The 12,139-nt window shown below is 57.4% G+C and carries 12 protein-coding genes; all 12 read left to right on the top strand.

All coding sequences use genetic code 11. The features are described 5' to 3' along the window. The first annotated feature begins 7 nt into the window (after positions 1-7). The 12 genes from K0I31_RS18125 to K0I31_RS18180 all read left to right on the top strand — a co-directional run bounded on the left by K0I31_RS18125 (position 8) and on the right by K0I31_RS18180 (position 12,138). Positions 8-391, top strand: coding sequence for a RidA family protein (locus K0I31_RS18125; RefSeq protein WP_011867295.1), 384 nt, complete (start codon positions 8-10; stop codon positions 389-391). Between the two features lie 68 nt (positions 392-459). Continuing rightward, positions 460-1,164, top strand: coding sequence for a tRNA (guanosine(18)-2'-O)-methyltransferase TrmH (gene trmH, locus K0I31_RS18130; protein ID WP_220079268.1), 705 nt, complete (start codon positions 460-462; stop codon positions 1,162-1,164). Positions 1,165-1,507: 343 nt separating this feature from the next. Continuing rightward, entirely contained in the window at positions 1,508-3,163 is a 1,656-nt protein-coding gene (locus tag K0I31_RS18135) for an AMP-binding protein (protein WP_220079269.1), read from the top strand. A gap of 176 nt (positions 3,164-3,339) precedes the next feature. Then, entirely contained in the window at positions 3,340-4,272 is a 933-nt protein-coding gene (locus K0I31_RS18140; protein ID WP_220079270.1) for a calcium/sodium antiporter, read from the top strand. 198 nt (positions 4,273-4,470) lie between these two features. Next, positions 4,471-5,136: a tetratricopeptide repeat protein gene (locus K0I31_RS18145; protein WP_220043536.1), complete on the top strand. Its 666-nt coding sequence runs from the start codon at positions 4,471-4,473 to the stop codon at positions 5,134-5,136. Positions 5,137-5,236: 100 nt separating this feature from the next. Continuing rightward, the gene (locus K0I31_RS18150) at positions 5,237-6,328 is read left to right on the top strand and encodes a sensor histidine kinase (RefSeq protein WP_220079271.1); all 1,092 of its coding nucleotides are present in this window, start codon (positions 5,237-5,239) and stop codon (positions 6,326-6,328) included. 7 nt (positions 6,329-6,335) lie between these two features. Next, a complete protein-coding gene (locus K0I31_RS18155; protein WP_220079272.1) occupies positions 6,336-6,932 on the top strand; it encodes a response regulator transcription factor in 597 nt (198 codons plus the stop codon). 158 nt (positions 6,933-7,090) lie between these two features. Next, positions 7,091-9,166: an ATP-dependent DNA helicase RecG gene (gene recG / locus K0I31_RS18160; protein ID WP_220079273.1), complete on the top strand. Its 2,076-nt coding sequence runs from the start codon at positions 7,091-7,093 to the stop codon at positions 9,164-9,166. Positions 9,167-9,292: 126 nt separating this feature from the next. After that, positions 9,293-10,165, top strand: a complete 873-nt coding sequence (locus tag K0I31_RS18165) for a DUF3014 domain-containing protein (RefSeq protein ID WP_220079274.1) — start codon at positions 9,293-9,295, stop codon at positions 10,163-10,165. A 192-nt stretch (positions 10,166-10,357) separates the two neighbouring features. Further along, positions 10,358-11,092 (top strand): beta-ketoacyl synthase chain length factor, encoded by a 735-nt coding sequence (locus K0I31_RS18170; RefSeq protein ID WP_220079275.1) that lies wholly within the window; start codon positions 10,358-10,360, stop codon positions 11,090-11,092. After that, on the top strand, positions 11,085-11,906 hold the full coding sequence (locus K0I31_RS18175) for a lysophospholipid acyltransferase family protein (protein ID WP_220079276.1): 822 nt from the start codon (positions 11,085-11,087) through the stop codon (positions 11,904-11,906). Before K0I31_RS18170 ends, K0I31_RS18175 begins: the two co-directional genes overlap by 8 nt. Further along, a complete protein-coding gene (locus K0I31_RS18180) occupies positions 11,884-12,138 on the top strand; it encodes a phosphopantetheine-binding protein (RefSeq protein ID WP_011867306.1) in 255 nt (84 codons plus the stop codon). Before K0I31_RS18175 ends, K0I31_RS18180 begins: the two co-directional genes overlap by 23 nt. Position 12,139: the final 1 nt, after the last annotated feature.

Consider the following 12,139-nt stretch of genomic DNA (forward strand, 5'->3'; position numbering starts at 1 on the left):
GAGCGTTATGGCAGAGAAGATCATCATTGCAACCGACAAGGCCCCACAGGCGATCGGCACCTATTCTCAAGCTGTTAAAGTTGGCAGCACAGTCTATCTGTCTGGCCAGATCCCGCTGAATCCAGAAACCATGCAGATGGTCAGCGACGAGTTTGAAGCCCAGGTCGTGCAGGTGTTCGACAACCTGACCGCTGTGTGTGAAGCCGCCGGTGGCAGCCTGAAGGATATCGTTAAGCTGAACATCTTCATGACAGATCTGGCCAACTTCGCCACGGTAAACGAGATCATGGGGCGCTACTTCGAGCAGCCATATCCTGCCCGCGCCGCCATAGGCGTTAAGCAGCTGCCAAAAGACTCGCTGGTCGAGATGGATGGCGTGATGGAGCTGTAAGCTCTAAGTTGACACCAAAGGGCGCTGCGGCGCCCTTTGTTCTTGATAAACATTACAAACGAAACATCATGAGCCCAGAACGCTTCAAACGCATCAACCAGATGCTGGACAACCGCCAGACCGACCTCACTCTCTGCCTGGACAAGGTACACAAGACCAACAATATCGCCGCGGTGATCCGCACCGCCGATGCCGTGGGCATACATCAAATCCACGCCGTCTGGCCCGATATCGAGATGCGTGTCTCGGGCAATACCGCCTCGGGTAGCCAGCAGTGGGTCAAGACCATCAAGCACTACCACATGGATGAGGCCGCGGCCCAGTTCAAGGCGGCGGGCATGCAGATTTTGGCCACCAACTTCTCAGAAACCGCCGTGGATTTTCGCGACATCGACTATACCAAGCCGACAGTAGTGATCATGGGTAACGAACGCGACGGCGTCAGCGAGGAAGGCTTGGCCATCGCCGATCAGCAGATCATCATCCCCATGATCGGCATGGTGCAGTCCCTCAACGTGTCTGTGGCCTCCGCCCTGGTGATGTATGAAGCCCAGCGTCAACGCACCGAGGCCGGCATGTATGGCCAGCGCACTCTAGACGACGCCTACTGCCAGACCATGCTGTTCGAGCAGGGCCACCCTGTTTATGCTAAGGCCTGTCGACGCAAGAAGATCCCCTATCCCGCCATCGACGACCAAGGGCAAATTGTCGCCGACGAGACCTGGTGGCAACGGATGCGCGCGCCGGACCCGGACGCCGAGCCAGAAGCCTAAGTTCGTTTTGCGGGAAAGCGAAACGCCTCGCTTTCCCCACACCGCCCCGATGCTCGCCTAGCAAAGGATTCCATCCAGGGCATTCTTGCTAGGGCGTTCTCACCAGAGCATGCCTACCAGAGCCTTCGAGCTAAGACTATGACAATTGGCCTTTTATTCCGGCAAAACAATTGTCATAGATCACATTCTTCGCCATACTCAAAGACGCGCATAAAAAGTGGCCAGGCGCTCTCATCACAGAGAAGGGCCCGCTCAATAATGGGGGTTGTTGAGTCTCGCTCCGGCATTGGCCAAGCGAACCTAGTTGCGTCTCCTTTAACAAGAATAACGATGGAATGGCAAGATGGACTCACTATTCAAATCACCGGTCGACATGTTGCACCACTGGGTCGAGCAATATGGCGATAGCACCTACCTGAAACAACCCATAAACGGTCAATACGTTAACTACAGCTGGCGCGAAGTGCAGCAGAAGATGCAGCAGATCGCCGGCGCCCTGCGTCACCTCGGCCTAGAGCCGGGTGACAAGGTGGCTGTCTTATCGAAGAACTGCGCCGAATGGTTCATTACCGATCTGGCGCTGATGCACGGCGGCTATATCAGCGTGCCCATCTACCCTACCGCCAACGCCGACACCATTCGCTACGTGCTGGAGCACAGCGAGTCCAAGGCGATCTTTATCGGTAAGCTGGACTACTGGGCCGATCAGGAGGCCGGGGTCGGTGGCGACATACTGCGACTGGCCATGCCCTACGACACCATGCCGGCACAATACCAGTGGGACACACTGCTCAAGCTGGGCCACCCCTTAATCGAAGCCGAATCGCCGACACCCGAGCAGATCATGACCATCATCTACACCTCGGGCTCGACCGGTAAGCCTAAGGGAGCGATTCAGACCTTCGCCAGCTACGAGTGGACCTGCCGCGCCGTGGTGCGCGACCTCAAGACAGATGTGGAAGACAGGCTGCTCTCCTATCTGCCACTGGCCCATATTACCGAGCGTGTCGCCATTGAGGGCTCTTCCTACTATTCCGGCAGCAGCGTCGCCTTCGTCGAGAGTCTCGACAGCTTCGTTGCCGACGTGCAGCGAGCCAGACCGACCGTCTTCTTCTCTGTGCCTCGCCTGTGGAGCCTGTTCCAGAAGAATATCATCGACAAGATTGGCTATACCAAGCTCAACATACTGCTGAAGATCCCCTTCGTCAGCTCGCTGGTGAAGAAGAAGATCCATCAGGGACTGGGCCTTGAGCATTGTCACCTGCTAGGTTCGGGCTCGGCACCCATCCCGCCTTCGTTGATCGCCTGGTATCACAAGATTGGCCTGAACATCTGTGAAGCCTGGGGCATGACGGAAAACAGCGCCTACTCCATCATCAACCACCCCTTCGATGCCAGCAAGATAGGCACGGTCGGGCGCGCGGTCGAGGGCTGTAGCGTCAAGCAGGGCGACAACGGCGAGCTGCTGGTCAAGAGCCCAGGCCTGATGAGCGGTTACTACAAGCAGCCGGAAGTCACCCAGGCCAGCTTCGACGAAGATGGTTATTTCCGCACCGGCGATCTCTGCTCAATCGACGCCGATGGCTGCGTCACCATCACGGGCCGGGTCAAAGACAACTTCAAGACAGCCAAGGGCAAGTATGTCGCCCCTGTGCCTATCGAACGTAAGCTGGCCCAGGATCCTCACGTGGAGCTGATCTGCATCATAGGCTCTGGCCTGCCTCATCCGGTTGCCCTGGTACAGCTCTCCGAGGGCGCAGCCTTGCAACCCAAGGAAGAGGTGCGCGCCTCGCTCAAGGCAACCCTGGACAGCATTAACCCTAACCTGGAATCGCACGAAACCGTCGATGCCATCATAGTGGTGAGCGAGCCTTGGGACGTGGATAACGACGTGCTGACGCCGACCCTGAAGATCAAGCGCCATGTGCTGGAGCAGAGATTCAGTGCCAAGGTCGAAGGCCAGCGCGGCGGCGTGGTGCGCTGGGAAGACGAGCTCTAAGCTAGCTTGTAAACCCAGTCGCTAAGACAATGACCTAAAAACACGCCATCTGGCGTGTTTTTTATGGGGCAATCTGTGACGAGATAAACAAAGTTTAATAGCTCCCCCCTAAATTTTTGTTGCCTAAAATTGTGCAACCTCTATGCTTGGCGCCCCGCTACTGTAGAGAGTCAATCATGTTCACCCCGCTAGCCCTTATCGCTGGTCTGCTCATCCTTATTCTTGGCGCCGAATCCCTGGTGCGTGGCGCCAGCTCGCTGGCCCTAAAACTCGGCGTCACCCCGCTGATCATCGGCCTCACCATAGTCGCCTTCGGCACCAGCGCCCCCGAGCTGGCGGTGAGCCTCAAGTCGGCCCTGGCCGGCAACTCAGGCATCGCCCTGGGCAATGTCGTCGGCTCCAACATCGCCAACATAGGCCTGATCCTCGGCCTGACGGCTCTGGTGCGCCCCATCGGCGTGCAATCTATGATGGTCAAGCGCGACATACCGCTGATGCTGTTTGCCAGCCTGCTCTTCTGGGGGTTGATCAGCGACGGCAGCCTCAGCCAACTCGATGGCGCCCTGCTCTGCTCCATGCTGATCGCCTATCTGGGGATGAACTACCTGTTCGATAAGCAGCAGGCCGATACCGAGTCGATGGAGCTCAAGCCGCTCGCGCCTCTGCTGGCCGTGGTGCTACTCCTCGTTGGCATCGCCATGTTGGTCGGCGGCGGCATACTCTTTGTCGACGGCGCCGTGGCCCTCGCCAGACAGCTGGGAATGAGCGAGCTGCTCATCGGCCTGACCATCATCGCCATAGGTACCAGCATGCCAGAGCTTATCACCTCACTGGTGGCCGCCAGACGCGGCGAGAGCGACATCGCCATCGGCAACCTGGTGGGCTCTAACCTGTTTAATATATTGGGGATCTTGGGGATCACCGCCCTGATTCACCCCATCACCGCCAGTGTGCCCAAGCTGGACATGCTGGTGATGGTCTCGCTGGCACTGCTGCTTCTGCCTCTGGCCTGGAGCGGCCTGCGCGTGGGACGGCGTGAAGGCGCCTTGCTGCTGCTCTGTTACCTCGTCTACCTGGGCTATTTGATCCTCTCCGCCCAATCCCTATGAGTTAGCGCCGCTTTTCAGCGCTACCAATTTAGCTCTTCCAATTTAGCGCTACCAATTTAACGCTACTGCCGATAAGCGATGACAAATGTCATCCCTTATCGGTGACATCTGTGCCTGCACAAAAATTGCCATCAGGCAGATACTCTCCTTAACCCCGCGACGGGGCATTACGCAACACAGGTTCTTAAGGAGAAGCCAATGAAAACACTTATCATCGCCACCAGCCTGGCCCTACTCAGCCCACTGAGCCAGGCCAATGACATTACCGAGATAGACAGCGCCGCCAATCGGATGGATATCGATCGCCTGAGCCAATTGAGCGAACAAAGCCAAGGCTACGAGCAGGCCTACGCCCTCTATCGCATGGCCATCAGTGCCAACATTCTCAGCCAGAAGGGTCAGGCCCAGGCGGCATTGACCCGCGCCGAGAAGACCCTAACTCCCATTGCCGACCAAGGAGAAGCCGCCACCCTATTAGCCTCTGTCTACGGCATGCAGATAGGCTTAGACATGAGTCAGGCCGCCAAGTACAGCACTAAGATGGCCGGTGCCCTCAATGACGCCGAAACCTTGGTCCCCCAGAGCCCTCGACTGGCGCTGGTCAAGGCAATCGCCGCCTATTCCAGCCCTAAAGACCATGGCGGCAGCATGAAAGATGCCATCGCTTTTAGCTCAAAAGCCATTGATCTATATCGAGAACCTTGCGATAACATCTGTTGGGGAGAGGCAGAGGCCTACACCTGGCGCGGCTTAGCCAAGCAGAATCTCGGTGACAAGGCGGGAGCCATTGCCGATTGGCAGGCCGCCCTGCAGGTACAGGCCGATTATGCCTGGGCAAATTTCCTGCTAAAACAGAACCACTAAAGTAATCGGCTCAATATCGGTTGCCACTAAGCCAGACGGCTAAGCGTTAGAGCGCTCATAGCGCAACATCATGGACTTAGTGGCACCTAGGATAAAGAAGATGGACAAATACCCTATTCCACACACCCTAGATATCGAGCGGGCGACCGAAGATAAGCTCGCCTGGGTCTATCTGATCAACCTGGGCTTCTATTTCATCCCGCTGTTCTTACAAACTATGCCCACCTGGCACATAGTCGTCAGCCTGCTAGTGCTGGTGCCCTTTATCTACTGCTATTTTTGGGCCCACCGCAGCCCGAGTAAAACCGCCTACCAGCCTATCTTGCTGATCATCGCCCTGGCCTGTCTCATCACGCCTGTTAATATCGGCTCGCTGTCCCTGTTTACCTTTGCCGGTTTCTTTATCGGCTTTAACTACTCTCTGCCCAAGGCCTTCGCCAGCCTTATCGGCTTAGCCGTCATCCTGACGCTGCTAAGCCTAACCCTAGGTATTCACTACTACTTTGCGGTTTATGGCGTCGCCCTGATCACCGGCGTAGGCTTCTTTGGCGTGGCCGAGCGTAAGCGGGTCGAAGCCAAGCGCGCCCAACGGCAGAGTCAGCAGGAGATACGCCAGCTCGCCACCATGTTAGAGCGCGAACGTATCGCCCGGGATCTGCACGACATCATGGGGCACTCGCTCTCCTCGATCTCACTCAAGGCCGAGCTGGCGCGCAAACTATTGGCCAAGGGGCAAGCCGATCAGGCCAGCGCCGAGCTGGCAGAACTGGAAACCATCGCCCGCGACAGCCTCAGCCAGATCCGCCAAACGGTCTCAGGCTACAAACACAAAGGGTTAGACGCCACCCTGACGCACCTGTGCCAGATGCTGAGGGACAAGGGCATGGCCGTCACCCTCTCTGGTGAGCTGCCATCACAGCCACAGGAAGTAGAAACCCAGTTGATCCTCAGCCTGACTGAGCTGTGCAACAATGTTATGCGTCATAGCCAAGGCGATAGCTGTAACATCGACTTGTCGGCAACACCTCAGAGGCTGCGGATCTCGGTCACCGACAATGGTAAGCTGAGGCAGCTCTGCGAAGGCAATGGCCTCACCGGCATACGCGAGCGACTGCGCCCCTTAGGTGGTACACTCAGTATTGGGCTCGAACCAAACCCGAAATTTATCATCGAGTTACCAAATCAGGGATAGAAACAGGATGAAGATATTACTCGCCGAAGATCAAGCCATGGTGAGGGGCGCGCTGGCCGCGCTCCTCACCCTCGAAGGCGACTTTGAGGTGATACAGGCCTGTGACGGCGACCAGGCCCTGAGCCTGCTCAAGCAGCAGAAGTTCGACCTGCTGCTGACCGACATAGAGATGCCAGGCCTCAGTGGCCTGGAGCTGGCTCAATGGTGTCAAAATCAAGCGGCGCCGACTAAGGTCATTATCCTGACCACCTTTGGCCGTGCAGGCTATATCAAGCGTGCCATCGAGGCGGGCGTGGGCGGTTTCTTACTCAAGGACGCGCCCTCCGAGACACTGATCCAGGCAATAAACGCCGTCAGCCGTGGCAAGCGCATCATAGATCCCGAACTGGCCATCATGGCCATCGGCGAACAAGACCCGCTGAACGATAAGGAACGTCGGGCGCTCAGGCTCGCCAGCGAGGGACGCTCCAGCGCGGAGATCGCCGCCACCCTGTTCATCGCCGAAGGCACTGTGCGTAATTATCTCTCCGAGGCCATCGCCAAACTCAATGCCAACAATCGCATCGACGCCGCCCGCATTGCCAAGCAAAAGGGCTGGCTGTGACCTCATTCTATGACCTCAGGCTTTAACCCCAGGCTTCGCCGCCTTGATAGCTAACGCGAGATTGCGTTCATGCCGAACTCTGATAGTATATGTATATATTTACAGTAATAGACTCAGGTTCTGGTTAAATAGAACGCTAAATCAAATGGGTACAAAGCGTGGATAGACTCGATCTCATGGCTGTGACAGAGTTAAAGGGCGTTGCCGCCAAGATGGCGCAGCGGCTGGAGAAACTCGGCATCAATACAGTCCAGGATCTGCTGTTTCACTTGCCGCTACGCTACGAAGACCGCACCCAGATCTATCCCATCGCCGCCCTCTATCCCGGTAGCTATGGCACCATAGAGGGGATCGTACAGTCAACCCAGATCGTCCAGGGGCGCAAGCGTATGCTCACCTGCACGGTGCGTGACGACTCGGGCACCATAACGCTGCGCTTCTTCAACTTCTCCGCCGCCATGCGTAACGGCCTCGAAGAGGGCGAGCGCATTCGTGCCTATGGCGAGGTGCGCCGGGGCAAGCTTCACCGGGAGATCATCCACCCGGAATACAAGATGCTCCACGGCGAGAGCGACTTTAGCCTCAGCGATACCCTGACGCCTATCTACCCGACCACAGAGGGACTCAAGCAGGCCAGCTGGATCCGTTTGACGGATCAGGCCCTGACGCTGCTGGCCCATGGCGCGCTGACCGAACTATTGCCGCCTCAGCTGAGGCCAAATCAGCTCTCATTGGTCGACGCGCTGCAGCTGCTGCACAGACCCCCGAGCGAGGTCAGCCCCTTTGCCCTGGAGCAGGGCACGCATCCGGCGCAGCAGAGGCTGATCCAGGAGGAGCTGCTGGCCCACAACCTGAGCATGTTACAGCTCAGGGCCCGCAGCAATCATGATAAGGCCATCGCGATGCAACCCACCGGGCAGCTACTCAATCCCTTCCTGGCCTCTTTACCCTTTAAGCCCACTGGCGCCCAGCAGCGGGTGGTTGCCGATATCACCCAAGATCTCGACAAGGCGCATCCCATGATGCGTCTGGTGCAGGGCGATGTGGGCTCGGGCAAGACCCTAGTGGCGGCGCTGGCGGCGCTGCAGGCTATCGAGAGCGGCTATCAGGTCGCCATGATGGCACCGACGGAATTGCTCGCCGAGCAGCACGCCAACAACTTCGCCGCCTGGTTCGAACCCCTCGGCCTCACCGTTGGCTGGCTGGCGGGTAAGCTCAAGGGCAAGGCGCGGGCGCAGTCGCTGCAGCAGATTAAGAGCGGCGAGGCCCATATCGTCATCGGCACCCACGCCATCTTTCAGGAGCAGGTCGAGTTCAACCGTCTGGCGCTGATCATCATAGATGAGCAGCACAGGTTCGGGGTGCATCAACGCTTGGTGCTGAGAGAGAAAGGAATTAGCCAGGGCTTCCACCCACATCAGCTGATCATGACGGCAACCCCTATCCCCCGCACTCTGGCGATGACCGCCTATGCGGATCTCGATACCTCCATCATCGACGAGCTGCCGCCGGGGCGCACGCCGGTGACCACGGTTGCCATCTCAGACAATCGCCGCGGTGAGGTGATCGATCGCGTGCGCCAGGCCGCGCTGCAAGATGGGCGTCAGGCCTACTGGGTCTGTACCCTGATCGAAGAATCCGAGGTGCTGGAATGTCAGGCCGCCGAAGACACGGCCGAGGAGCTTAAGCAGCTGTTGCCCGAGCTGGCCATCGGCCTGGTGCATGGCCGCATGAAACCCGCCGAGAAACAGGCGATCATGGACGCCTTTAAGGCCGGCAGCATACAGCTACTGGTGGCCACCACAGTGATCGAGGTGGGGGTCGATGTGCCCAATGCCAGCCTGATGATCATCGAAAACCCCGAGCGTCTGGGGCTCGCCCAGCTGCATCAGCTGCGGGGGCGTGTCGGCCGTGGCGCCGTGGCCAGCCACTGTGTGCTGCTGTACAAGGCGCCGCTTTCCCACACCGCCACCCAGCGCCTGGGAGTGCTTAGAGACAGTAACGACGGCTTCGTGATCGCCCAGAAAGATCTGGAGATCCGCGGGCCGGGTGAGGTCTTAGGCACCAAGCAGACAGGTATCGCCGACATGAAGATAGCGGACTTGGTACGGGATCAGGCCCTCATCCCCCACATACAGAAACTGGCCCAACATGTGATGCAACAAGTGCCGGAAAATGTTGACGCCATAGTGCTGCGTTGGTTAGGCGAGCGCCAGCAATACGTGCAGGCCTAACTCAGCTAACAATTAAATATTTTTTATTTCACTGGCCGCCCCTAGACAAGCCCGGTGAATTTTGCAGAATGGAAAGAGGCCTCTGTGGTCACAGGGCTTATTCCAGCCACAATTCAAGGAAATCTCATGCAAGTCAGTCAAGAAGATAGAATTGCCCCACAGACAGCGCGCAGCGGGATCAATGCGCTCAGCATTGCCGTGGTGATCATACTAGTGTTGCTCGCCGGCGGCGCCTACTATTTCCTGGGCAGTGACGAGCCCGCGCCCGAGCCTGAATTGCCAGCCCCTATCACCCTGCCTGAGCCAGAGCCGGAGCAGCCCCTGCCAACCGATGCGGCCTTGCCTGAGCCAGAAAACCTGGCGCCGGAGCCTGAAGCCCAGGTAGAAGAAGCACCAGCCGAGGCCGTCGAGACCCTGCCGACACTGGCCGATAGCGATCAATATGTTCATGACAAGACGGTCGAAGTGGCCAATGGCATGAAGATAGATCCGCTACTGGTCGAGAAAGATATCGTCAGACACTTCGTGGTGTTCGTCGACAACCTGGCTCAGGGCGAGCTGGCCCGCAAGGTGAGCCCACTCAAGGCGCCCAACAGCAAGTTTACCGTCTCCGAGGTGACCAACAAGACCTACCTCAATCCCGACAGCTACCATAGGTATGATCTCTATGCGAACTTCGTCGATAACCTGGACGAGGAGCAGCTGCTTAGCACCTATAACAAGGTGAAGCCGCTGCTGGGTGAGGCCTTTGCCGAGCTGGGTTATCCCGACATGAATTTCGATGACCGTATGGTAGAGGCGATAGACGTCATGCTATCCGCCCCCGTCATCGACGCGCCGATTGAGCTGGACAGCGTCAGCGTAAACTATAAGTTTGTCGACCCTCAGCTCGAGAGCCTGCCCAACGCCCAGAAGCTGATGATCCGCATGGGGCCGGAAAACAGCAAAAAGGTCAAGGCCGCCCTGCGTAAGCTCAAGAAGCAGCTCAAACAGTCATAACCCCCAGCTCGCCCATCTCCCCGTGGGCGAGCGCCCTCCTACCTCCTCAGTTCACACTATCTAGCAACAGATCAATCACATATTTATGTCACCCGTCAAAGGGTGTACAATAGCCGCCCCACAAATACACCTTGTGGCTCAGTTTCTGGTTATGGAAAACATCAGCAAGACGCTGTATTTAGAGGCAAAGTAGTGCGGTTACACTTTCACATTCATTCTGCGGGCGCCTGGTCTCCCCTATACCAGTGCTTAAGCGATTGGCAGACATGGCCAACGCCGCCGGCAGATGCCGAGCAGCGCGCTCAGGCCGCCCCGGCGCTGAAACAAGTGCCCGCCATGCAAAGGCGACGCTTTAGCAAGCTCACCAAGATGCTGTTGGATGTCGCCTTTCAATGCGACGCGCCCGCCCAATGCCGTACCATCTTCGCCTCTCGCCACGGCGAGCTTAACCGCACGGTGGATCTGCTACAGGACATAGTGCGCCAGCAGCCCATTTCGCCCATAGGTTTTAGCCAGTCGGTGCATAACACCGCCAGCGGCATCTTCAGCATATTGACAGATAACCGCGCGCCTTCGACCTCGATTGCCGCCGGTGAGGCCACCCTCACCCAGGCCCTTGTCGAGGCCTATGGACAACTGGCGGAGGACAACTCGCCACTGCTGCTGGTGTTTGGCGACGAGCCCGTGTCAGATATCTACAAAGAATTTACCCAGGAACCCGAACTGCCGCTCGCCATCGCGCTGCAGTTGTCGCTATGCCAAGATCAGGTTTCAGGCACTCAGCTGATCATTGAAACCAAGCCAGATGCCACCGAATTAGCGGCGGCGCAGCCGCTGAGCTTTGGCCAAGTGATCCACGCCATCGCCGCCCAGCAACCGCTGGAAGGGCGTCTGAATCAATACCTGGTGCGGATCTGTCATGACTAGTCAGGTCGTCGCCAAACGCCTGACCGGCATCGCCTATATTCCTCGCTGGCTGGGCGGGGTGAGCTGCTATATCGCCTTCGGTTTAGGGGGCCTGCTCAGCTCACTCACCATATTGCCAGTACTCAGGTTCTGGCCCGGCAGCCAACAGGTACGTATCGCCCGGGTGCAGCGCGCTGTGCACCTGATGTTTCGCGGTTTCGTGCGTATGCTCACCTGGGCTGGGGTGATTCGGGTGACCACCCAAGATCTCCACCGGCTGGAAAATGCCAAGGGCAAGGTGATCATCGCCAACCATCCGACCCTGGTCGATGTGGTGGTATTGATCAGCCTAATGCCTAATGTCGGCTGTATCGTCAAACAAGGCTTGTGGCGCAACCCCTTCCTGCGGGGCGTAGTCTCCTGCGCCGGTTATATTCCCAACCGCGGCGCCGATCTCCTGCTCAAGGATTGCAGCGAGGTGCTGGCCCAAGGCACTAACATGATCATCTTTCCCGAGGGTACACGTACCGTTAAGGGCGAGATAGTTAACGAATTTGCAAGGGGCGCAGCCAATATCGCCCTGCGCACAAACACAGACCTGATCCCCGTGGTATTAAGAACCAATGCCATCGGCCTGACCAAGCAGGAACCCTGGTATGAGATACCTCGCCAAACCATAGGCATGAATGTCGAAGTAGGCGAAACTATCGAGCATATCAGGTATCATGCTGAAACGGGTGGAGACGCCAAGATGGCCCGTCAGTTGACGCGGGATCTCGAAGAATATTATAAACAACAACTTGATAAAAATTATGAGCTTACAAAACGAAATTAAACAACTCATCATAGATTGCCTGGATCTCGAAGATGTCAGCATCGACGATATCGACACAGATGCGCCGCTCTTTGGCGACGGTCTGGGACTGGACTCTATCGATGCACTTGAGCTGGGACTAGCCATCAAGAAGCAGTTCGATGTCAAAATCGAAGCCAACTCGGAAGCCACCAAGGCCCATTTCTACAGTGTTGCCAGCCTGGCAAGCTTTATCGAATCTCAACGCGGTTAGG

Origin of the sequence: Shewanella spartinae (assembly GCF_019457555.1) — a bacterium.
Taxonomy (GTDB): Bacteria; Pseudomonadota; Gammaproteobacteria; order Enterobacterales; family Shewanellaceae; genus Shewanella; species Shewanella loihica.